Origin of the sequence: Nitrosospira multiformis, from assembly GCF_900111585.1 — a bacterium.
In the GTDB taxonomy this organism is placed as follows: domain Bacteria; phylum Pseudomonadota; class Gammaproteobacteria; order Burkholderiales; family Nitrosomonadaceae; genus Nitrosospira; species Nitrosospira multiformis_B.
Window position 1 is genome coordinate 464,645 of the sequence record NZ_FOHI01000002.1, and the last position, 21,436, is coordinate 486,080.

The following is a 21,436-nucleotide window of genomic DNA, read 5'->3' on the forward strand; positions in this document are numbered from 1 at the left end:
AGACGAATGACCTTTTTCCCTACCGGACATGCGGGCATCTTGCGGCAGCCCTCATGCCTGCTCCTGCTCCTGCTCATGCCCCTATTTCTGCTGGGCGGTTGCGCATCCCCCATTGCACTCAATCGTGCCGTCGACGCCTATGACGACGCGACTACCGGTGCCGCCTCCAGGCAACTGCTGGTGAATATAGCGCGTGCTTATCATAATCAGCCGGTACACTTCACCGGCGTATCGAACGTTGCAGCAACATTCGATTTCCGTGTCAGTGCCGGCGCCACCCCAGCGTTGACGGGAAATGCTGGCGGCATACTGATGCCTGTGTTTGGGGGAAGCGTGGCCGAAAATCCCACGATCACCATTGTTCCGGTAGAGGGAGAGGAGTTTACCCGGCGTCTGCTCACCCCATTTCAGGAAAACAAACTCACGCTTTTGCTCCGTCAGCGTTTCGACATCGATCTCCTGTTGCGGCTGATGGCCCAGGAAGTGCGCGTTAATGATAACGAAGGGCGGCAGGTCTCCTATCGCAACCGCCCCTTTGATTCGCCCGGCTACGGCATGTTCAGGCGCGCGGTGCTGCATTTGTCCGCCATACAGGATAATAACCATCTCCACGCGGAGCCTTTGATTCTGGAGCAGACCTGGACCATTCCCGCCGGCTCGGTGACGGCAGAAGGTTTTCAGGCTCTGCAGAAAGAGTTTTCCATACGCTATGACGCGCGGGAAAACACCTACATCCTGGTCAAGCAGGCAGCAGGGCCTATTCTCATCACCAATTATGATCCCAACATCCTCTCACCGGAGGAGCGCAAGCGCTTGAGCAATGAGGCGCGTGAATGGAGTCCCAATGATGTCGCTTTCGATATTCGCCCAGATCATTTCGGGGGAGAGTGGTCCATGAAAGGGACTTTTCGTCTCCGCAGCTTCCATGCCATTCTCAATTTCCTCGGACGCACCCTAGGCGACGAGCCGGAATATCATGTGGAGAAAGACCTCCGTACACCGCCCCTCGAGGATGATGAAAATCCTGTTGATACCATGAAACTGTTGGTGACGGACTCGGCTCCCCGGGAAGCCGATCTGTGGGTGCCCGTCTATGATCAGTATTACTCGGTACACACCCGGGGACCCCTGGCGCGCTGGAACCGGAGCGCCTTCCAGCTGCTGTATCTCCTGTTCCAGATGACGGTTACGGATTTGCCGCGTTCGGGAGTGCCAAGCATCACGATCGCAAAATAACGGCAGCTTTTTGAAAGTGCATGCCCATGAAATGCTCGAATCGGGGAGCTTGCAACAATTGTGGATAGCCGAAGTATCAACTGGCAGTTTGCTTCAATAGCTTATCGGCTCCACAGGCCGTCCCATCGATTTCAACGATTTTGCGTCGCGATCTGGCTCCTTGCCTGAGTATTACCTGACGCTGAGACACTCCAAAAACCCCAGCGAGAAACGCGAGCAAAGCAACATTCGCTGCACCTTCTACCGGCGGGGCGGCAAGTTTGATTTTCAGGGCATCGCCGTGCGGGCCGACGACTTCAGTACGCCTTGCACCGGGCTGTATGTGCAGAGTGAGAATCAGGCGTTTCCCGGTATCATCGCTGCGATACCATTCGTCGCTTGAGGCCATTTCCACGGTCAGAACAAGCGACTGACTTCCCGCTCCATTCCCGCAGTTACAAAAAGAAGCAACTGAATGACGATCAGTACGAACAGCGGCGAGAGATCGATATTTCCGATGGGAGGAATGTGCTCGCGGATAACGCCTAGGAACGGCCGGGTAAAGCTGTCGAGCAGCGGGGCCAGCGAATTGTAGGGATTAATCCACGAAAGCACAGCCTGGATGATGATCGCCACCATGATGATGTAAAGCGTCGTCTTGATGATTTCCACCAACCCCAGGAGCGCCAGTCCGCCCGCGGCAGTACCCATCGTGGAGCTGAAGTCGTCACCCTTCAGCATTAACACGCTCCCCAGCAACATGACTTGAGCAATCCATGCCAGCAAAAGCGTTGAAAGATCCATGCCGCGATAACCGGGAATGACGCGCCTTGCGGGCTTGACCAGAAAATCGGTTATTGCAATCAAAAATGACGAGAGCGGGTTTCCGTACGGCGCGCGCACCAGTTGCATATAAAAGCGCAGCAGCAGCGCCAAGGAAAACAATCCCAGCAGGGTATCGAGCAGAAATATGAGCATCTGACTGATCATGAAAGTATTATCCGTTTACTGCGCCACTTGCGCATGGGTTATTCTCTATTCTGTCATGTCCGGCCGAGTTCGTCGCCCATCTCGCGTGACCGCTGATATGCGACACGGATTGCCCGGATGATTCCGTTTTTGACACCATCATTTTCCAGCGACCTTATCGCGCGTTCCGTCGTGCCGCCGGGCGATGTGACCCGCGCACGCAGAACACTTGCCTCATCCATGCTCTCACTCGCGAGCCTGGCGGCTCCAAGAAAGGTTTCAATGCTCAGTTTGCGCGTCTGGTCCGCATCCAACCCCAGTTCCTGTCCTGCCTTTTGCATGGCCTCTATGAAGTAAAATACATAAGCAGGACCGCTGCCCGAGGTGGCAGTCACTGCATCCAGCAGTTCCTCGCTTTCAACCCATAGCACAGTGCCGACCGCGCGGAGTATGGCCTCCGCCTCACGTTTCTCGTCAGCGTTCACGCCCGCCATTGCATAGAGCCCGGTGACGCCGGAGCCAACCAGGGCAGGCGTATTGGGCATGGCGCGCACGATGCGAATATAGCCGCCGAGCCAATGTGAAAGGGCATTTGCCCGAATACCGGCGGCGATCGAGATGACAAGGTTCTGTTCGAGCAGCGGCGCGAGCCCGCGCGCCACGATGGAGAGCTGCTGCGGCTTTACCGCGAGCACGATTATCTCTCTATCGTCGATCATGCCCCGCGCAAGTTCCGCGACCGTCTCCACGCCAAACTCATGCCGGAGTTTCTCGCGTGTTTCAGCGTTGATCTCCGCCACCCGTATCTGTGCCGGTGAATAATCCTGTTGCAGCAGCCCGCCAATCAAAGCGCAAGCCATGTTGCCGCCACCAATGAATGTAATATTCATGTATCCCAGTGAATTTATTTCTGGCAACGGGGGCAATAAAAACTCGAACGCTGCCCCTGCCTGATCTGTTCGATATTTGTACCACATTTCCGGCAAGGCTGCCCGGTCCGGCCATAAACCCAATACTGCTGCTGGAAATATCCGGGGTTGCCATCGCTGCCAACGAAATCGCGCAGGGTGCTGCCGCCTGCTTCTATTGCGCGCCCGAGGGTTTCCTTGATTGCCTGCGCCAATCCCGCGCATCTCCTCGCTCCAATCCGGCCGGCAGCGATGGCGGGATGAATACCGGCAAGAAAGAGCGCTTCGTTTGCATAAATGTTTCCGACGCCGACGACAATGCGGCTGTTCATCAATACCTCTTTAATGCTGGCGCTACGGTTTCGGGTTTTTCTGAACAGCAGCTTGCCATCGAATGCTTCGGTAAGAGGTTCGGGTCCCAAGTGAGACAGTAAGGGGTGGTCGGCGGGATTTCCCGCTGTCCACAGCACAGCTCCAAAACGGCGGGGATCCCGAAAACGGAGAACCATGCCGCTATCCAGGAGTAGATCGATATGATCGTGCTTCTGCGGAGCGATATTAGCTGCAAGGGGCAGCAATCTCAAGCTGCCGGACATGCCGAGGTGCAGGATCAACGCACCCGCGCCACAGTCGAGCAAGAGGTATTTTCCGCGACGCGTTACCATTCTGATTTCCAGACCGCGAAGCGTTCGCTCAAGGTCCGGCACTGGCCAGCGTAGATTCGGGTTTCGTATCGTCAAGCCGGCGATCTTGCGCCCCTCGAGTCCAGAGGCGATGCCGCGACGGACAACTTCGACTTCAGGCAGTTCGGGCAATTCGAATGTCGGGATGGAATGTTGAGATAAAGGGGTCGTCGGGTATGGTCAAGGTAAGGGAAACGTTGGCCAGGATTCCGGATTCACCGGACTGATCGATTGCCCCGTATCCTGAGCGAAAAGCAGCGAGAAGCATTCTTTATCTTCTTTTACGCCGCCACCATATCATCATCCCGCTCCCCAGGAAAATCAGCGGCATCACGATAAGGAATCCCCAGGCTATTATCGTCAGTGTTGATTCCTTCAAGGTCAAGCTGTTGTCGATGGTCGTTCGTGGCTGGATAGCGATGAGGTCTTCATCGCCGGCAAGCCAGTTGACGAGATTGACGCCAAAATCAAGATTCCTGCCGTAGCCGAGGTAAGCGTTGGCGAGAAAATACCCGCTTCCGATAACGGCGACCCGCTGCTCCTGATCATTGACCGTGCGGCTCAACACAGCCGCGATACTGACCGGACCGGATACGTCATACATCGCATCGAATGCGATGCCGGCCTTCAGATCGCCTGTTTCCACCCATCCGTTTTCTCCGGCCTCCACCAGCGAGAGGCTGTGCCACGCATCGTTTTCGTTGATTGTGATCTGGCGTGCAAAAGGAAATACCGTTAGGTAGTCAAAGTTGCGGGTGATGGGGTGTTCGCCGTAGGTTGTGCCTACAGAAAAAGTAACGGGGGCTTTCAACTGTCCCGCCTGAGGGTCGATCACCACGCCGGGCGTCAGAGTCAATTCAAGTTTTTCCGCCAGTGGCTGCAATCCGTGCAAAGGTTGCTGGTCCAGCAGCCATAAAAGGTTGCCGCCGCGCTCGATATACGCGAGTATTCGATCGACTTCGCCCTCGGACAGATCGGCCTGAGGCGAAGCAATGACGAGCAAGCTCGTATCGGCGGGCACTTCAGGAGTGGTGACCAGATTGAGCGGTTGAATCCTGAAGCCTTTTGCCGTCAATTGCTGTCCAAATTCCCCAAGGTCGCGATTGCCAATACCATCCAGCCTGCGTTCGCCATGGCCGCTGAGCGTTACTACGGGCCTGCTGCCGGTGCGCATCAAGCGCATCAGCAAGTTGATCAGCGTATGCTCATTGAATGTAGTCAGCCGTTCCACTCTGCCGTTATATTCGACGATCATTTCGCCGTTGCCCTCGACACCTGCCTCCTGTGCCAGATCGGGGTGCTCGGAGGGGTCGATGAAGGTGACAGCGAAATCAGGCTTGGCATGCTGATAAGGTGTCAGAAAGTCACGGATGATTTTGGATACATTGCCAAGTTGAGCATCCTGAGGGGATATGTAGACGCTCCCCAGCAGGGGGCCTTCCATTTGCTTTAGCACCTCCAGGCTGGTCGGGCTCAGGCTGTTGCGTTCGTTCTGGGTGACATCCCACTGAACGCGATTCTCCCAGGCCAGATAACCGGGCAATGCTACCAGCAGTATGAGCGATATCAAAAATGTTGCGCTTTGTGTCCAGCGCAAGCGCAGTTTTTTCCTGTTGAGACGCATACCTACCTGTACAGTTTCAGCCAGCGAACGGATAAGGCCAGAAAAAAGAAAATGAAAAGAGCAAAATAAGCGAGGTCGAATGTATCGATCATTCCCCGGTTGAAATTTTCAAAATGAGCGAACGGGGACAAACTGCGGATTATGCCGTTTTCTCCGCTTTCAGCGTTATCCATGATCCATAGTGCGAAAAGTATGCAGAGCGCTGCTGCTCCCGCGATGGCAGGTTGGGTGCTGAGGCAGGAGATATATAATCCGAGCGCAACGAAACAAGCTGAGAGAAGCCACAGGCCGGCAACGTTGCTCAGCAACAAGCCGAAATCCAGTGTGCCACCCGCAAGCAGGGAAACCGCCAATGCGACAATCAGGGCGATGATGGCCGACAGAAAAATCATCAGACCGAGAAACTTTCCCAGGACAATTTCCGTCATTGAAACAGGTGCGGAAATCAGGAAAGGTAAAGTGTGATTGCGGCGCTCCTCAGCAATGAGACGGGAGGTCAAAAGCGGCGTTATCATCAGCAGCACGACTGCGCCTATGGAGAATAACGGAGCCGCAATTGCTTCGGTTGCTCCTGGCGGGTGGGCAATTCTTATCAGCTGCGGTTGAACCTGCAGGAAGCCTTCAAGATTTGCCAGGTAAAACCAGGCGAATACCAGTTGCGCCAGCGCAAGTATTACCCATGCCAAAGGGGACCCGAACAATACTCCCAACTCCTTTCGGGCAATGACCGTAATCAAGTTTCAATTTTCTCCAGGGTGGATTGCGTGAATATCTCTTCAAGCCGGGTTCCTTCCAGCTTCATCATATCCACCGAACCCTCGAACACTTGTCGTCCGTGGTTGATGATCTGCACACGATCGCACACGCTCTCAACCTCCGATAAAACGTGTGTTGAAAAAATCACACTTCTCACTGCGCCAAGTTCACGGATGAGTGACCGGACGTCGCGCATCTGGTTGGGATCCAGTCCCGAGGTCGGTTCGTCGAGAATGATGACTGCCGGATCGTGAATGATGGCCTGGGCGATACCTGCGCGCTGCTGGTAGCCTTTTGACAGAGAACCGATCAGCCGTCGGCGCACATTATCCAGTCCGCAACGTTCCACAGCCCTCCTGATTGCATCGTCTGTTTTCGAGCGGGCGAGACGGCGCAATCTCATGGCAAGTCGTAAATACTCATCTATCGTTAGCTCCCGGTAGAGGGGGGGTACCTCAGGCAGATAGCCGATACATGCTTTCGCTCCGAGTGTTTGCTTCTGCAGATCCATGCCGCAGATTTCGACCTTGCCGGTGCTGGGAGCAAGATTCCCGGTGAGGAGACGCATAATCGTCGTCTTGCCTGCGCCATTGGGTCCGAGGAGACCAAGCACTTCCCCTTGCCGCAGTTCCAGGCTGACCTGGTCGACGGCAGTGCGAGCGCCAAAATAACGGCTCAGACCATGCGCTGAAACGGTTTTCTGTTCTGTTTTTGCAGACATGACAAGATCAATGATTCAGGTTGGTGGATGAATCGAAGTTCTTTTTTCATTTCAGTGTAACGCAGTGCGCAATTGTGGAGCGGCGACCTCCGGTAAATCCTTGCGAGCAGATGTTACGGCTCAGGTGTCTACTTGTGATAAGCGTAAAATATACCTAATATGTGGGCTGTACTGAAGGAAAGCCCATCCATTTGCAGCCTCTTTTTCGAATCTTCCGGATCTCCGCATGAGTCTTAAAGTTCCCGGCGCATTACCGCTGCTCTTTCTTGCCGCCTGTTCACATCTTCCTGCCAAGACTCCTCTTACGGCGGAAAAACCGGCAGAGAAGAAGGAGTCAGAGCAGTCAAAAGTACCCAATCAGGATTTGACCCCCTCCATGCTGTTCGATTTTCTGCTGGCGGAGACAGCGCTGCAGCGGGGCGACACGGAGATCGGTCTTCGTACTTATCTCAAGCTTGCAAAAAACACTCAGGATCCGCGGGTAGCCCAGCGCGCCACGGAAGCCGCGCTTCAGGCGCGCCAGCCGGCATTCGCCCTCGAAGCGGCAAAAATCTGGACAGAACTCGATCCGGAATCGATCCCAGCCCGTCAGATGATGGCTGCATTGCTGGTGCATTTTGACAGATTGGATGAGGCCCGTCCCCATCTGGAAAAATTGCTGGCGGTTGCAGGAGACAAGATCGATGATGCTTTCATGCAACTGAACAGCCTGCTGGTGCGCAGTCCCAACAAGAATGCAATCTTCGAATTGGTAAAGCAACTCGCGCAACCTTATCCCGATCTGCCGGAAGCGCATTTTGCCGAGTCCCAGGCAGCGTGGTTTGCCGAGCGTTTCGACATCGCTCTGGAAGAGATGAAAAAAGCGCTGGCACTGCGGCCGGAGTGGGAGATGGCAGCAATTTACGAAGGACGTATTCTATCGCGCGAATCCAACGCCCGCGCAATCGAATTTTTCGACGATTATCTCAAGCGCTATCCCAAAGCCAACGATACACGCATCACCTATGCACGCCTGCTGCTGGCTGAAAGAGATTATAGCAAAGCCCGCGAGCAGTTCCAGAAATTGCTGACAGAAAATCCGGATAACCCGGATGTTGCCATTGCCGTCGGCCTGTTATCCCTGGAGCTGCAGAACTACGATGTAGCCGAATCGAATTTCAAAAGAGCGCTGGAACTGGGTTATCGGGACCCGGGAATGGTGCGCTTTTATCTCGGCGGGATCAGTGAAAAAAAACAGCAGATTCCCCAGGCGTTGAATTGGTACCGTTCGGTTACGGAGGGAACCCAATTTATTCCGGCACAGATCAAATATGCCATTCTGTTGAGCAGAACGGGCAGAATGAAGGAGGGTCTCCAGCACTTGCAGCAACTGCCAGTGGCCAATGACCAGCAGCGTGCGCAGGTGATCATCGCCGAGGCGCAATTGTTGCGCGAGTCGGGCGCTTACAAGAAAGCTTTTCAGCTCCTGAGCAGCAGTCTTGAAAAACTTCCCGATTCCCCCGAGCTGCTTTATGACCGCGCCCTGGCTGCGGAGAAAATAGGCAAGGCGGATATCATGGAGCAGGATCTGCGCAAACTGATCCAGCTGAGGCCCGACCATGCCCACGCCTACAACGCCCTGGGTTACGGTATTGCCGAGCACTCCAGCCGGCGCCTGCCGGAGGCCCTGGAATTGATCGAGAAAGCGATCAAGCTTTCTCCTATCGATCCCTACATCATCGACAGCCTGGGATGGGTGCACTATCGCATGGGGGATATCAACCAGGGATTAAGCTACCTGCGACAGGCATTTGCAATGAATCCCGATCCGGAAATCGCTGCTCACCTGGGGGAAGTGTTGTGGGTGCAGGGAATGAAGGACGAAGCGAAAGAGATTTGGCAGACGGCGCTCAAGAATCACCCCGGCAACGAAGCGTTGATTGGCGTGATGAAGAAGTTCATGAAGTAGCGTGAGGCGGGATAGAGGATGTCCTGCGCTGATTCGCAGCCTGTTCGCTCTGTGACCCCGGTTTGTCCGAAGTTGAAAAATTTCGGAAGATTCCCCCTGTTCTCCTTTCGCTCCTTTTGCTCCTTTCGCTCGTGGCATCTTGTTTTTCTGGCGCCTGCTTTTTTTTCAGGTTGTGCAACCCTTGCTCCAGAAGAAAAGAATGTAGCCAGCACCGTTATCATGGAACCCGGCGCGCTGGAAGCGAAAAGCACGGGCTTCCGGCTGATTGGCAGGGTATCGGTGAAAGAAGGCAGAGACGGTTTTTCCGGTGGAGTTCAGTGGCGCCACGTGCAGGACGGCGATCAAATTCTCCTTCTCTCCCCCATAGGTCAGGCTGTCGGACAAATTGCGCGCTCAGCCGATGGTGTGTCTCTCATAACTGCCGAGCAGGAACATTATTACGCCGATAATGTGGAAGAACTCACAGAACGGGTATTGGGCTGGCGCTTGCCGCTCTCCGGTTTGCAGTACTGGGTGCAAGGCACGAATTCGCCGGACACACCGTCCGAAATCGACCTTGATATCATGGGCCGCGTGGCAGCCATCCGTCAGGACGGATGGGAGATCGCCTATTCAGGCTACTCGCCGGTGGTAGCTGCTGAAACTCCACAGTCAGAGGCTGAGCGTGCCAGACTGCTGACACTTAACCGTAACGGTTTGCGGATAAGGCTGGTAATAGATGAATGGAATACTGTCAACGACTGAAGCGGATTCGCAGGTGGAACTGACATGTCCTGCCCCTGCCAAACTCAATCTGTTCCTGCATGTGGTGGGACGCAGGGAGGATGGGTACCATCTTCTGCAAACCGTTTTCCGCCTGGTGGATTTCGCCGACCAGCTCCATTTCGGACTGCGCGCGGACGGTGTGATCAAGCTGCATACCCCCACTCCAGGCGTGCCGGAAGAGCAGGATTTGTGCGTGCGCGCGGCAAAGCTGTTGCAACGGGAAAGCGGCGCTCTCTGGGGAGTGGACATTTTTCTGGAAAAACGCATTCCGATGGGCGGCGGCCTGGGAGGCGGCAGTTCGGATGCAGCCACGACATTGCTGGCGCTCAACCGCTTGTGGAAGCTGGGCTGGCGCCGGAATCAGTTTTTGAAACTGGCCCCGGAGCTGGGGGCGGACGTTCCCGTATTTGTTTTCGGTGAAAATGCCTTTGCCGAAGGCATCGGCGAAAAACTCCTGCCGATTGCGCTACCCCCGGCATGGTACCTGATACTCACACCGCCTGTGCATGTCTCAACGGCACAGGTTTTTTCGAGTAAGGAATTGACACGAAACACGATTCCGATCAAAATACCGCCCTTTTCCACCGAGCAAGGGCATAATGATCTCGAGCCGGTGGTATGTGCTTCATACCCCGAGGTAGCACGCCACCTCGAGTGGCTGCGGCAGCTCGAAGGTGCAAGGATGGCCGCCATGACGGGTTCAGGCGCGTGCGTTTTTGCCGAGTTTGCGACCGAATTCGGGGCCAGAACGGCGCTGGGGAAGGTTCCATACGGTATGAAGGGTTTTGTGGCGCAGGGACTTGATCGCCATCCCTTGCATGATTTTGCAGAACAATAATTGGGGAGTCGCCAAGTGGTAAGGCACCGGATTTTGATTCCGGCATTCGTAGGTTCGATCCCTACCTCCCCAGCCAGTTTTCAACTCCATGATTCGTCCAGGCTGGTCTGCTGCCAGTTCCTGTTCGCTTCCATGAATTCCCCATCTGCCGGTTCCGCGTTTTCGGACTTTTAGGTTTCCTCATGGCCTACGATAGCTTGATGGTTTTCACGGGCAACGCCAATCCCAAGCTGGCGCAGGATGTCGTGCGGCATCTCAATCTTCGCATCGGCCGTGCCACGGTTGGCCGTTTCAGCGATGGCGAAGTAATGGTGGAAATCCTCGAGAATGTCCGCGGCAAGGATGTATTCGTCCTGCAATCCACCTGCATGCCCACCAACGATACGCTGATGGAATTACTGGTGCTGGTGGATGCGCTCAAGCGCGCCTCCGCGTCGCGTATCACCGCCGCGATGCCTTATTTCGGGTATGCTCGCCAGGACCGGCGCCCGCGCTCGGTGCGGGTACCCATCACGGCCAAGGTAGTGGCAAATATGCTGACCAGTGTGGGCATAGACCGATTGCTGACGATGGATCTGCATTCGGATCAGATCCAGGGGTTTTTTGACATACCCGTGGATAACATCTACAGCATGCCTATCCTGCTGGGCGATCTCTGGAAAAATGATTTCAAGAACCTGGTGGTGGTTTCTCCTGATGTCGGTGGAGTAGTGCGCGCGCGCCAGATGGCCAAACGGCTCGAGTGTGACCTTGCCATCATAGACAAGCGGCGTCCCAAAGCGAATATAGCAAAGGTGATGAACATCATCGGCGAGGTGGACGGGCGCACGTGTGTGATCATGGACGACATGGTGGATACCGCCAATACCCTGTGCGAAGCGGCGCGTGCGCTCAAGGAGCAGGGAGCGGAACGTGTGCTGGCTTATTGCACGCATCCGGTGCTGTCGGGCAGTGCTGTGGAGCGGATCGAGAGTTCCGCACTGGACAAGCTCGTTGTCACCGACACCATTCCGCTGCGGGAGGATGCCAGGGCATGTGCCCGCATAGAGCAGCTGAGCGTGGCAAGTCTGCTCGCGGAAACGATGCTCAGGATCAGTAACGAAGATTCCGTGAGTTCGCTTTTCATGGAGTAACGCGAACTCCAAGCTTTGCATGTGGTGAAGAAGCAAAACCGGGAAGCAAGGCTGATTGAGAATAGCCTGATGATTTGAATAGATAGCGCAATATACAAGTTTATTAATCGGATTCATCTGGTCGCGGATGATCCACATTCTGGAGAAAGTAGATGCAAATTGAAATCAGCGCCGATAAGCGCGAATTGCAGGGCAAAGGTGCGAGCCGCCGCCTGCGGGGTTCCGGCAAGGTACCGGGAATCATCTATGGTGGAGAAAACCCGGCGCAGCCGATCGAGCTCGATCACAACAACCTTTATCACCAGCTCAAACTGGAAGCCTTTCATGCCTCCATCCTGACGATGAGTGTGGAGGGGCAGAAAGAAAAGGTGCTGCTGCGGGATATACAGATGCACCCCTTCAAGCCCCAGGTGCTGCATATCGACTTTCAGCGCGTCGCTTCGAACAAGAAAATCCATATGAAAGTGCCCTTGCACTTCATCAACGAAGATATTGCCCCAGGGGTGAAGCTGGCGGGCGGCCTGGTAAGCCACGTGCTTACCGAACTGGATGTTTCCTGCCTGCCAAAAGATTTGCCTGAATTCATTTCCGTCGATGTGGGTGAACTTGCAGCCGGCAATACCATACATCTGAGCAACCTGCAGTTGCCTGAAGGGGTTGAGATTCCGGCACTGATGAAAGGTGAAGACCTGCCTGTGGCGACTATCGCCATTCCACGTGCGGTAGCGGCTGAGGAAGCGGCCGGGGGTGTGGCAGCGGGAGACATACCCACCTCCGTACAGAAGAAAGAAGGCGTCGCCAAGGAAGGCGAGAAAAAAGACGCAGGAAAGAAAAAATAGGGGTAGCCCCGCGGAGGTGGAGCGGTTGCCTTCCGAAGGAAGGTGCGACCCGGAGCGGGGCTAAAAGCGCCCCAAGCGGCAGTTGTAACCCTAAATGTGGCCTGCTACCATTTTTGTTGTTTAGAGCAGGTGGGGCGCTTACGGAGGGCGGAGCAGTGCCTTCCGCAGGAAGGTGCGACCCCGGAGCGGGCCTCGAGCACCTCACTGAGTTCGCAGACATCCGCAAGTCGTATCGCAATGGTTTTTCAGCCCGTCGGAGTCATTCTGGCTTCGCGGGCTTTTCATTTTGAGGATTCGGGTTACATTCGTGAAGCTCATCGTCGGTCTTGGCAATCCGGGTAGGGAATATGCGGCCACACGCCATAATGCCGGCGCTTGGTGGGTAGCCCGCCTGGCGGACCAATTGGGCGTCACGCTGAAGGTTGATACCAAGTTTCACGGCTTGTGCGCGCGTATCGGGCGGGGCGAGTCGGAATCCTGGTTGCTCAATCCCCAGACCTACATGAACGCCAGTGGAAGGGCAGTGGCTGCATTGTGCCGTTTCTACCGGATTCAGCCTGAACAGATGCTCGTAGTGCACGACGAACTGGATTTGCCCCCGGGCGTCTCCAGGCTGAAGCTCGACGGAGGACTGGGCGGGCACAACGGTTTGAAAGACATTGTCGCGCAACTCGGCACCAGGGAGTTCTGGCGCTTGCGGATCGGTATCGGCCATCCGGGAGAAAAGCATGCCGTCGTGAATTACGTATTGCAGCCTCCGCGCAAGGAAGAAGCGTCGCTGATCGATACGGCCATAAACGACAGCCTGGAAGTCTGGCCCCTCATCGCAGAAGGCAATTATCAGGCGGCAATGATGAAGCTGCATACCCAGAAGCAAAGCTGATATTTCAAAGCGGACATGAGGTCAGGAACAGTTTCGTTCCTCTTGATTCTATCTTCTCCCTCATTCACCCTGAACCGGTCGAAGGGTTGAATGGCGTTCGGAAAGACCTGTCAGGGAGGACGATCAAAAAACGGGGATTTAGCCTGCTGCCCGGGAATGATGGAACAACTCTCATACCCCTTTAACCATTACAGCCCGTCTTAAAACGAGTAACCAAATCAAACCATGAGCCTGAAATGCGGTATTGTTGGCTTGCCCAACGTCGGAAAATCCACCCTCTTCAATGCCCTCACCAAGGCCGGCATAGCTGCCGAGAACTATCCCTTCTGCACTATCGAACCGAATGTCGGCATCGTCGAAGTTCCCGACTCTCGGCTGACTGAACTTGCTGCGATCGTCAAGCCGCAAAAGGTGCAGTCCGCAGTGGTTGAATTTGTCGATATTGCCGGTCTTGTCGCGGGGGCTTCGAAGGGAGAGGGGCTCGGCAACAAGTTTCTTGCCACCATCCGTGAAACCGACGGCATCATCAATATGGTGCGCTGCTTCAAGAATGACAACGTGGTGCACGTCTCCGGCAAGGTCGATCCCATCTCGGATATCGAAACCATTCAGACTGAACTGGCACTCGCCGATCTGGCAACCGTCGAAAAGGTGGTGCAACGGGAAACCAAGCTCGCCAGATCCGGAGATAAGGAAGCGGTCAAGTTCGTGGCGTTGCTGGAAAGGGTAAGAGAACACCTCGACCAGGGTAAGCCGGTCAGAAGCCTTGGACTGGCTGAAGGACTTGATAAGGAACAACAGGACCTACTCAAACCGCTATGCCTGCTCACCGCCAAACCCGCCATTTATGTAGCGAATGTGGACGAAAAAGGATTCACCGATAATCCGCTATTGGCACGGGTGGAAGAATATGCGGCAGGCGAGGGCGCACCCGTGGTTGCCATCTGTGCTGCCCTCGAATCTGAAATTGCCGAGATGCCAGATGAGGACAAACAGGTTTTTCTCGCCGACATGAATCTGGAAGAACCGGGACTCAATCGTCTGGTGCGCGCTGCCTATCAATTGCTCGGGCTACAGACCTACTTTACTGCCGGGGTGAAAGAGGTGCGCGCCTGGACTATATCAAAAGGGGATACTGCGCCCCAGGCGGCTGCTGTCATCCATACCGATTTCGAAAAGGGCTTTATTCGCGCCGAGGTCATCAGCTATGACGACTTCGTTATCTGCAAAGGCGAGCAGGGCGCCAAGGAAGCAGGCAAGATGCGGCTGGAAGGCAAGGAGTATGTTGTCAAGGATGGGGACGTGATGCATTTCAGGTTCAACGTCTAACCTGAATTAACCCATGCTATCCCAGTTACTTCTCGCAAAGCGACTATATATCGAAGCTGGCACGTATACAGAGCGTAAAGACGCAGTCTCGTGCGGAATTGCAATCTCCATGCTTCAAGACGCTTGCGAATTGTATATTTGGGCGTTGATAAAGGAGCACAGTCTCCCATGGAAAGAGAATGCGGGTTTTACAGCGAACATTACAACGATACAGAATGAGTAAATACCGTTACCAAGCCATGCCAAGTTACTAGAACTCAACAAGGTTCGCGTCAACTTCAAGCATTACGGCGTTCTCCCGGCGCCAGACGACGCAAAAAAATATCAGTTCTACGTAGAGGATTTTTTGCGCTCGGCGATGCTAGAGCATTTCGCGGTGAACTTCGACGATCTATCTATTGTGGATTTAGTAGCTGACGCAAACATCCGCGAGCATCTCAGATCAGCAGACGGGGGGCTCCAAGAAGGCAATACTAGTGGCGCGGCCGAAGACCTCGCAAAGGCGAAGACGCTTATCTTCGCGAAACTACAGAAGTACATACCTAAGGTTAATCTTGAGGGTTACGATCGAACAATCGGATTGCTAAGAGAGCAACCATTCAGCGCGCTGGGTGAATACCTCGACATTCTGAGAGAATCATGCCTTGTCGCGATGTTTAACCTTCCAATTAAAGAGTACGGCTATGTTCGAAATATTCTGCCGTCTGCTAGTCGTGCAGCGTTCGGCGGGGAGTGGTGGGTACAGCATAGGAGGGCAACGTACAATGAATCTGAAATTCGTCGTGCTCTGTCATGCCTTGTAAACCTTTGCATTAAGTTGGAAGTGATCGACTAAGATTTACTAGCTGCGCAGGGCGAGCAAAACTTAAAAAAACTTGAAATTGTTGAGTGATACGGGCAGTCATAAAGGGCTCTCAAACTTGTCAAAACTTAACATTTCAGAAGCGGTAAGCGCGAGTAAATAAAACATGTGGCGCGTTATTTCTGGCCGTGATCGCATATTCAATCCTTCAGCCCAAAGTCTTTCTTTATTTCTGCGGGGGAGTAGATTTTTCCTTGCCTTTGCGCACGCGTTCGAGCACGTCTGCCGCGAGGAAGGAATCTTCCATGTCGTCAAGCCCGCGCTCGATAATTTCCCGAAGATAGAAAGCCTTGGAACGTCCCGTTTGCGCGGCGAGGAAGTTGAGCCGCTCCTCGATCTCGGGGGTAAGGCGAATTGAAGTGGGCATGGGTATTATCCCTGAATGAAATACGGGTATTCATTGTATCTGAATTTCTGGTCTGACACTTTCTTGTTCATGAGCAGCAATAACAGGCTATATACCCTAGAATTAAAAATGCCCGAACAATGTCAAAGCCAAAAAGGGGGATGAAATGATATATAAAGTTCTCATCACGCCTGTTGAGCCGTCTATTCACGACCGTCCCAATTTCAGCGGTCTTCTTGCCGATTATGAAATTGAAGCCAATTCGAAGACCGAGGCTGAAGAAGTGGCCTTTATCCGGTTTTGCCAGGAGAGCCCCTTTCGCTCCCATAATCGGGATGATTATACGATCAGCGTGAACTGAGGCAGCGGGCTTGGCCTGCGCAAGGCGCGGCTGGCACGTACAAGCGTCGGTGTCCTACGAGATGAGTGATGAGCCGCATTTGATTCTTCTGATCCCTTGATATTCCAACAAGCTCGGAATACAGCATGGATGGGAAAGAAGGGATGACGGGGGAAGAAGGTGGCATCGATCGCAGGTCAGGTTCCGGCTGACAATAATGCAGAATGCAATTTATCGGTCATAGCGCCGGGGCTACTACTTCCTGCTGTTCTGTCCGCTCGTACTACGCGCATCACGCGCTCTTGAAATTATCCTCTTGTAATTATCGCAAGCACCCATATTTTCCTGACAGGAGGCATGCAATCCCGGAGAGGGTATCCTTCAGGTTGGCAAGGTATTGGCCGTAGTCATACGAGAGTTGGTTGCTTGTTGGTTGCCCGGGTGACAGCGGTCACCCGCCATCGGCATGGCCGGATCTGCCTCCTCCGTTTGAATCGCTCGAGTTGGGGTGAGCAAAGAGGCTGCCGTGCGGGACAGTGCAGTAACTTGTTCGGGGGTTCCTTAAGGTATAATCCCGTTTTTTTCGTTTAGCTTTCTTTGTTGGAGGATTGTCATGCCGATCTATGAATACCGGTGTGGGTCTTGTGGTTTCGAAAAGGAATATCTGCAAAAGGTGAGTGATGCACCTGTGGCAGCTTGCCCCGCCTGTGGCAGCGATGCGTTTAACAAACTTATTTCGGCTGCAGGTTTTCAATTGAAAGGTAGCGGCTGGTACGTCACCGATTTCAAGAACAAGAATGGCGGGCAGTCCAAGCCCAAGGCTGATGCGGATACGTGCATGGCGAAGAGCGAGAGCGCCCCGGCCGGGGATAGCGCGTGCCCCGCCTGCACGACTGACTGACGAGTGACGGATCGGGCTGATTACTGACATGAAACGCTATTTCATCACCGGGCTGCTCATATGGGTACCTCTGGGTATTACTGCCTGGGCGTTGAAATTTCTGATCAGCACCATGGATCAGTCCCTGTTGCTCCTGCCGTCGAGCATGCGTCCCGAAACCCTCGTAGGCATATACATTCCCGGCGTGGGCACGGTGCTGACGCTGCTGGTTGTTTTCCTTACCGGCATCTTCACCACCAACATCATCGGGCAGCGACTGGTGATTTTCTGGGAAGGCGTGTTATGGCGCATCCCGGTCGTGAAATCGATTTATTACGGCGTGAAGCAGGTCAGCGATACGCTGTTTTCAAGCCAGGGGGAGGCCTTTCGCAAGGCGCTGTTGGTGCAGTATCCGCGCGAGGGTTCCTGGACCATCGCCTTCATGACGGGATATCCAGGTGGCGATGTAGTCAATCACCTCACGGGAGAGTATGTGAGCGTCTACGTGCCGACCACGCCCAATCCGACCTCCGGCTTCTTTCTGATGATGCCGCGCAGCGATGTAATCGAGCTCGACATGAGCGTGGATGCGGCATTGAAATATATAATCTCGATGGGTGTCGTTACTCCCACCAACGGCAAGAAACCGGCGGAGTCGCAGGCAGTGCTGCTGCATCCCCAGGGTCCCGCCAGTTCCGCATCGAGCGACAAGCCCTGATTCCTTTTTTCTGATTACCGATCTTCCATGCGCACCAATTACTGCGGCCTTATCGACGTCCAATATCTGGATCAGACTGTGATCCTGTACGGCTGGGTCCACCGGCGCCGCGACCATGGGGGTGTTATTTTCGTGGATCTGCGGGATCGCGAGGGCCTGGTGCAGGTGGTATGCGATCCCGATAACCCCACTGCTTTCCAGGTCGCGGAAAAAATCCGCAACGAGTTTGTGGTCAAAGTTACCGGGCGGGTGCGGCACCGGCCGGCGGGAACCGTCAACCCCAATCTCATCAGCGGGGAAATAGAGGTGTTGGTGAGCTCGATCGATATCCTCAATGCTTCCCTGACGCCTCCGTTCCTGATGGACGACGAAAACCTCAGCGAAGCCATACGGCTGGAGCACCGCTATCTGGATCTGCGGCGTCCGCAGATGCAGGAAAACCTGCGGCTGCGCTACAAGGTAGCGATGGCAGTCCGGCTGTTTCTCGACCAGCATGGATTCATCGACGTGGAAACGCCGATGCTCACCAAATCGACCCCCGAGGGCGCGCGCGATTACCTGGTGCCGTCACGCGTCAACACCGGGCATTTTTTTGCGCTGCCGCAATCGCCGCAACTGTTCAAGCAGTTGCTGATGGTTTCCGGATTCGACCGCTATTATCAGATTACCAAATGCTTTCGCGACGAGGATCTGCGGGCTGACCGCCAGCCCGAATTCACCCAGATCGATATCGAGACATCCTTTCTGGATGAAGCGCAAATCATGCAGATGATGGAAGGGATGATCTGCACGGTGTTCAAAAGCGTGAGGAATATCGATCTGCCCAGCCCCTTTCCACGCTTGACGCATGCGGAAGCGATGTCGAAATATGGCTCGGACAAGCCTGACATGCGCGTGCCGCTGGTTCTGACGGAACTCACCGATGTGATGCAGGAGGTGGAGTTCAAGGTGTTCCGGGAAGCCGCGCTCAGAACGGGTGGACGTGTAGCGGCATTGCGCGTGCCTGAAGGTGGGATATTGTCGCGCAAAGAGATCGATGATTACACCAGTTTTGTAGCGATATACGGGGCGAAGGGGCTCGCATACATCAAGGTCAATGCGCTGGAAAAAGGCGTGGATGGCCTCCAGTCGCCCATACTGAAATTCCTCCCTGAGAATGTGATTCAGATCATTCTCGAACGCACGGGCGCGAAGGATGGCGATCTCATCTTCTTTGGCGCGGACAAGGCACAGGTGGTGAATGAGGCCCTCGGTGCATTGCGCGCCAGGGTCGGGCATGATCGCGGCCTGGCGGAATCGGGGTGGAAGCCTTTATGGGTGGTGGATTTCCCCATGTTCGAGCGCGACGAAGAAGAAAACCGCTGGAAAGCCTTGCATCATCCCTTTACTTCTCCTGCTGAGGGTCACGAGGACCTGCTTGAGACCGATCCCGAAAAAGCCTTATCCAAGGCTTACGATATGGTGCTGAATGGTTCCGAGATTGGGGGCGGTTCCGTACGTATTCATCGTCAGGAAGTACAGTCGAAGGTGTTTCGCGCCTTGAATATTGGAGCGGACGAGGCAAACGAAAAATTCGGCTTTTTGCTCGAAGCATTGCAATATGGGGCGCCCCCGCATGGCGGGATTGCGTTCGGTCTCGACCGGATCGTTGCCATGATGGCAGGCGCCGAATCCATCCGTGAGGTCATTGCTTTTCCGAAAACACAGCGCGCGCAATGTCTGCTGACGCATGCGCCCAGTACTGTCGGTGAAAAACAGTTGCGGGAACTTCACATCAAGCTTCGCCACGCGTAATCCTGGAGGATATAAAGCAAGGGTGCGGGGTGGAAGCGGAGAAGCGTGGAGATTGGGAAAATCATTTTTCCAAAAGCGAAGATTTTCTGATTCCGTTCCTACTCCTGGTGCACGGGGGTGAGAATCTACAAGATTCCGGTTTCCATTCTGGTAATTATCCATACGCCCGACATGCAGATCCTGCTGCTCGAACGGGCGGACCATCCCGGCTACTGGCAGTCTGTTACGGGCAGCCAGGACGAAGGCGAGACGCTCGTACAAACAGCGATACGGGAAGTGGCGGAGGAGACCGGGCTGGATGCCAGTCGCTACGAGTTGACCGACTGGAACATTGTGAACGAATATGAAATCTATGAGGAATGGCGCTGGCGTTACGCTCCCGAAGTAACCCATAACACCGAGCATGTTTTTGGCCTGCTTGTGCCGCAACCTGTCCCGGTCTTTGTTGCGGCAAGAGAACATTTGCGTCATACCTGGCTCCCCTGGCAGGAGGCGGCGGAAAAAGTATTTTCCCCAAGCAATGCCGAAGCGATCAGGAGATTGGCAACAGCTGGCGGTAAAGGTAATAACGGTAATTAAAGGGCAGTAAAGAGCAGAAAAAGCAGGAGCGGCAGGCAGCGGAAGCATCCCTTGCGAAAATGAGGAACGGGGAAAGCCGATCGAACCGATGACGGGTGTGCTGGTCCAATGATACTTTTGGAACCTCTGCAGTTTCTTATATTCCCTGTGGTTTTTAAAGGAAAAACGGAGTAGGCCATGCAAGCAGAAGCCATTGCCTTTGAACGTTTCGACAATCTGAATGACGATGACTGCGAGCAGCGCATCGTCCAGGCGAAAGCGGCGCTGGGAAAGCGCGCGGTAATACTCGCCCATCATTATCAGCGCCCGGATGTTTACAAACACGCCGATCTTACCGGGGATTCCCTGCAGCTCTCGCGTCTTGCGTCGGGGACCGATGCGGATTACCTGGTGTTCTGCGGCGTGCATTTCATGGCTGAAGTAGCCGATATTCTCTCCAAGCCCGAGCAGGTCACCATTCTGCCTGATCTTTCCGCCGGCTGCTCTATGGCGGATATGGCGAGTCTTCTCAAGGTGCAGCGCGCGTGGCATGAACTCTCGGAAGTGCTCGATCCCGATGAAGTGGTCACGCCGGTAACTTACATCAACTCTGCCGCTGATCTCAAGGCTTTCTGCGGTGAGCACGGCGGCATTGTCTGCACATCCAGCAATGCCATGAAAATTTTGCAGTGGTCCTTTTCCCGCAGGGAAAAGGTACTGTTTTTTCCGGATCAGCACCTGGGACGCTGGAGCGGGCACAAGCTGGGCATTCCACTCGAACAGATGGCGGTGTGGGATTTCGATGAGCCCATGGGCGGACTTTCGCCCGAGCAGATCAGGAATGCGAAAATCCTCCTGTGGAAGGGACATTGCTCCGTGCACCAGATGTTCCAGCCACAGCACATACTTCGTTTTCGCAACCAGCATCCCGAGGGGAAAGTGATTTCGCATCCCGAGTGCAGTTTCGAGGTATGTAAAAACTCGGATTACGTCGGCTCCACCGACTATATCATCAGGACCATCCGGGAAGCGGAGCCAGGAACACGCTGGCTGGTGGGGACGGAGCTGAACCTGGTCAATCGTATTGCCGAGGAGTTCAAGGCCCAGGGAAAAATCGTCCAGTTCATGGCATCGACGATCTGCATGTGTTCCACCATGGCGCGCATCGATCCGCAACACCTGGCCTGGGCGCTGGAAAACCTGGTTGCGGGGAAGGTGGTGAATCAGATCAAAGTGCCGGCAGCGGATGCAGTTCTGGCGAAACGTGCCCTGGAGCGCATGCTTGAGGTTTCGCGATAATGAAAAAATACACTTGCGCTCCGTCCCG

General features: G+C 54.6%; 23 protein-coding genes and 1 tRNA gene. 16 read left to right on the top strand and 8 right to left on the bottom strand.

Features of this window, described 5'->3' with window-relative positions; genetic code table 11:
* Positions 1-6 precede the first annotated feature (6 nt).
* Complete coding sequence (locus BMW46_RS05145; protein ID WP_074705507.1) at positions 7-1,236, top strand: hypothetical protein; 1,230 nt, start codon at positions 7-9, stop codon at positions 1,234-1,236.
* A 76-nt stretch (positions 1,237-1,312) separates the two neighbouring features.
* Here the strand turns inward: BMW46_RS05145 and BMW46_RS05150 are convergent, their stop codons facing one another.
* The 7 genes from BMW46_RS05150 to BMW46_RS05180 all read right to left on the bottom strand — a co-directional run bounded on the left by BMW46_RS05150 (position 1,313) and on the right by BMW46_RS05180 (position 6,876).
* On the bottom strand, positions 1,313-1,624 hold the full coding sequence (locus BMW46_RS05150; protein WP_074705745.1) for a DUF167 domain-containing protein: 312 nt from the start codon (positions 1,622-1,624) through the stop codon (positions 1,313-1,315).
* Positions 1,625-1,632: 8 nt separating this feature from the next.
* Complete coding sequence (locus BMW46_RS05155; protein ID WP_074705509.1) at positions 1,633-2,205, bottom strand: YggT family protein; 573 nt, start codon at positions 2,203-2,205, stop codon at positions 1,633-1,635.
* A 53-nt stretch (positions 2,206-2,258) separates the two neighbouring features.
* A complete protein-coding gene (gene proC, locus BMW46_RS05160; protein ID WP_074705511.1) occupies positions 2,259-3,074 on the bottom strand; it encodes a pyrroline-5-carboxylate reductase in 816 nt (271 codons plus the stop codon).
* A gap of 14 nt (positions 3,075-3,088) precedes the next feature.
* Entirely contained in the window at positions 3,089-3,907 is an 819-nt protein-coding gene (gene mutM / locus BMW46_RS05165; protein ID WP_074705514.1) for a bifunctional DNA-formamidopyrimidine glycosylase/DNA-(apurinic or apyrimidinic site) lyase, read from the bottom strand.
* Between the two features lie 139 nt (positions 3,908-4,046).
* Complete coding sequence (locus BMW46_RS05170) at positions 4,047-5,372, bottom strand: GldG family protein (protein WP_371113494.1); 1,326 nt, start codon at positions 5,370-5,372, stop codon at positions 4,047-4,049.
* 29 nt (positions 5,373-5,401) lie between these two features.
* On the bottom strand, positions 5,402-6,136 hold the full coding sequence (locus BMW46_RS05175; RefSeq protein ID WP_074705519.1) for an ABC transporter permease: 735 nt from the start codon (positions 6,134-6,136) through the stop codon (positions 5,402-5,404).
* Positions 6,133-6,876: an ABC transporter ATP-binding protein gene (locus BMW46_RS05180; RefSeq protein WP_074705522.1), complete on the bottom strand. Its 744-nt coding sequence runs from the start codon at positions 6,874-6,876 to the stop codon at positions 6,133-6,135. Before BMW46_RS05180 ends, BMW46_RS05175 begins: the two co-directional genes overlap by 4 nt.
* 226 nt (positions 6,877-7,102) lie before the next feature.
* Here BMW46_RS05180 and BMW46_RS05185 point away from each other — a divergent pair, with 226 nt between their 5' ends.
* The 9 genes from BMW46_RS05185 (at position 7,103) to BMW46_RS05230 (ending at position 15,446) form a co-directional block, all read left to right on the top strand.
* Positions 7,103-8,824: a tetratricopeptide repeat protein gene (locus BMW46_RS05185; protein WP_074705524.1), complete on the top strand. Its 1,722-nt coding sequence runs from the start codon at positions 7,103-7,105 to the stop codon at positions 8,822-8,824.
* A gap of 18 nt (positions 8,825-8,842) precedes the next feature.
* Entirely contained in the window at positions 8,843-9,568 is a 726-nt protein-coding gene (lolB, locus tag BMW46_RS05190; protein WP_081355679.1) for a lipoprotein insertase outer membrane protein LolB, read from the top strand.
* Positions 9,543-10,427: a 4-(cytidine 5'-diphospho)-2-C-methyl-D-erythritol kinase gene (gene ispE / locus BMW46_RS05195; protein WP_074705527.1), complete on the top strand. Its 885-nt coding sequence runs from the start codon at positions 9,543-9,545 to the stop codon at positions 10,425-10,427. Before lolB ends, ispE begins: the two co-directional genes overlap by 26 nt.
* Position 10,428: 1 nt before the next feature.
* A tRNA-Gln gene (locus BMW46_RS05200) sits at positions 10,429-10,503 on the top strand.
* 106 nt (positions 10,504-10,609) lie between these two features.
* Positions 10,610-11,560: a ribose-phosphate pyrophosphokinase gene (locus tag BMW46_RS05205; RefSeq protein WP_074705530.1), complete on the top strand. Its 951-nt coding sequence runs from the start codon at positions 10,610-10,612 to the stop codon at positions 11,558-11,560.
* A 152-nt stretch (positions 11,561-11,712) separates the two neighbouring features.
* Positions 11,713-12,399: a 50S ribosomal protein L25/general stress protein Ctc gene (locus tag BMW46_RS05210; RefSeq protein WP_074705532.1), complete on the top strand. Its 687-nt coding sequence runs from the start codon at positions 11,713-11,715 to the stop codon at positions 12,397-12,399.
* 307 nt (positions 12,400-12,706) lie between these two features.
* Complete coding sequence (gene pth, locus BMW46_RS05215; RefSeq protein ID WP_074705535.1) at positions 12,707-13,282, top strand: aminoacyl-tRNA hydrolase; 576 nt, start codon at positions 12,707-12,709, stop codon at positions 13,280-13,282.
* Positions 13,283-13,507: 225 nt separating this feature from the next.
* A complete protein-coding gene (gene ychF, locus BMW46_RS05220; protein WP_074705537.1) occupies positions 13,508-14,611 on the top strand; it encodes a redox-regulated ATPase YchF in 1,104 nt (367 codons plus the stop codon).
* A gap of 376 nt (positions 14,612-14,987) precedes the next feature.
* Positions 14,988-15,446, top strand: a complete 459-nt coding sequence (locus BMW46_RS05230; RefSeq protein WP_143121401.1) for a hypothetical protein — start codon at positions 14,988-14,990, stop codon at positions 15,444-15,446.
* A gap of 193 nt (positions 15,447-15,639) precedes the next feature.
* On the opposite strand, the gene relB is transcribed toward BMW46_RS05230, so the two are convergent.
* On the bottom strand, positions 15,640-15,840 hold the full coding sequence (gene relB / locus BMW46_RS05235) for a type II toxin-antitoxin system RelB family antitoxin (RefSeq protein WP_256376959.1): 201 nt from the start codon (positions 15,838-15,840) through the stop codon (positions 15,640-15,642).
* A 145-nt stretch (positions 15,841-15,985) separates the two neighbouring features.
* Between relB and BMW46_RS05240 the strand changes: the two genes are divergently transcribed.
* The 6 genes from BMW46_RS05240 (at position 15,986) to nadA (ending at position 21,408) form a co-directional block, all read left to right on the top strand.
* A complete protein-coding gene (locus BMW46_RS05240; RefSeq protein ID WP_074705544.1) occupies positions 15,986-16,180 on the top strand; it encodes a hypothetical protein in 195 nt (64 codons plus the stop codon).
* Positions 16,181-16,772: 592 nt separating this feature from the next.
* A complete protein-coding gene (locus tag BMW46_RS05245; protein WP_074705547.1) occupies positions 16,773-17,060 on the top strand; it encodes an FmdB family zinc ribbon protein in 288 nt (95 codons plus the stop codon).
* Positions 17,061-17,088: 28 nt separating this feature from the next.
* Positions 17,089-17,757, top strand: coding sequence for a DUF502 domain-containing protein (locus tag BMW46_RS05250; RefSeq protein WP_074705550.1), 669 nt, complete (start codon positions 17,089-17,091; stop codon positions 17,755-17,757).
* A gap of 27 nt (positions 17,758-17,784) precedes the next feature.
* Positions 17,785-19,551, top strand: coding sequence for an aspartate--tRNA ligase (aspS, locus tag BMW46_RS05255; RefSeq protein ID WP_074705552.1), 1,767 nt, complete (start codon positions 17,785-17,787; stop codon positions 19,549-19,551).
* Positions 19,552-19,668: 117 nt separating this feature from the next.
* Positions 19,669-20,130 (top strand): dihydroneopterin triphosphate diphosphatase, encoded by a 462-nt coding sequence (nudB, locus tag BMW46_RS05260; protein WP_177171036.1) that lies wholly within the window; start codon positions 19,669-19,671, stop codon positions 20,128-20,130.
* A gap of 177 nt (positions 20,131-20,307) precedes the next feature.
* Positions 20,308-21,408 carry a quinolinate synthase NadA gene (gene nadA / locus BMW46_RS05265; protein ID WP_074705555.1) on the top strand — a complete coding sequence of 367 codons (1,101 nt, stop codon included), beginning with the start codon at positions 20,308-20,310 and terminating at the stop codon, positions 21,406-21,408.
* The last annotated feature ends 28 nt before the right edge of the window (positions 21,409-21,436 follow it).

Bases quoted from the DNA above. Each gene is read 5' to 3' on its own strand.
- proC (WP_074705511.1), bottom strand. From the start codon at position 3,074: ATGAATATTACATTCATTGGTGGCGGCAACATGGCTTGCGCTTTGATT.
- BMW46_RS05250 (WP_074705550.1), top strand. From the start codon at position 17,089: ATGAAACGCTATTTCATCACCGGGCTGCTCATATGGGTACCTCTGGGT.
- BMW46_RS05245 (WP_074705547.1), top strand. From the start codon at position 16,773: ATGCCGATCTATGAATACCGGTGTGGGTCTTGTGGTTTCGAAAAGGAA.
- aspS (WP_074705552.1), top strand. From the start codon at position 17,785: ATGCGCACCAATTACTGCGGCCTTATCGACGTCCAATATCTGGATCAG.
- BMW46_RS05155 (WP_074705509.1), bottom strand. From the start codon at position 2,205: ATGATCAGTCAGATGCTCATATTTCTGCTCGATACCCTGCTGGGATTG.
- relB (WP_256376959.1), bottom strand. From the start codon at position 15,840: ATGCCCACTTCAATTCGCCTTACCCCCGAGATCGAGGAGCGGCTCAAC.
- ispE (WP_074705527.1), top strand. From the start codon at position 9,543: ATGAATGGAATACTGTCAACGACTGAAGCGGATTCGCAGGTGGAACTG.
- BMW46_RS05185 (WP_074705524.1), top strand. From the start codon at position 7,103: ATGAGTCTTAAAGTTCCCGGCGCATTACCGCTGCTCTTTCTTGCCGCC.
- BMW46_RS05145 (WP_074705507.1), top strand. From the start codon at position 7: ATGACCTTTTTCCCTACCGGACATGCGGGCATCTTGCGGCAGCCCTCA.
- nadA (WP_074705555.1), top strand. From the start codon at position 20,308: ATGCAAGCAGAAGCCATTGCCTTTGAACGTTTCGACAATCTGAATGAC.
- BMW46_RS05205 (WP_074705530.1), top strand. From the start codon at position 10,610: ATGGCCTACGATAGCTTGATGGTTTTCACGGGCAACGCCAATCCCAAG.
- lolB (WP_081355679.1), top strand. From the start codon at position 8,843: ATGTCCTGCGCTGATTCGCAGCCTGTTCGCTCTGTGACCCCGGTTTGT.
- BMW46_RS05180 (WP_074705522.1), bottom strand. From the start codon at position 6,876: ATGTCTGCAAAAACAGAACAGAAAACCGTTTCAGCGCATGGTCTGAGC.
- BMW46_RS05150 (WP_074705745.1), bottom strand. From the start codon at position 1,624: ATGGCCTCAAGCGACGAATGGTATCGCAGCGATGATACCGGGAAACGC.
- ychF (WP_074705537.1), top strand. From the start codon at position 13,508: ATGAGCCTGAAATGCGGTATTGTTGGCTTGCCCAACGTCGGAAAATCC.
- BMW46_RS05240 (WP_074705544.1), top strand. From the start codon at position 15,986: ATGATATATAAAGTTCTCATCACGCCTGTTGAGCCGTCTATTCACGAC.
- BMW46_RS05210 (WP_074705532.1), top strand. From the start codon at position 11,713: ATGCAAATTGAAATCAGCGCCGATAAGCGCGAATTGCAGGGCAAAGGT.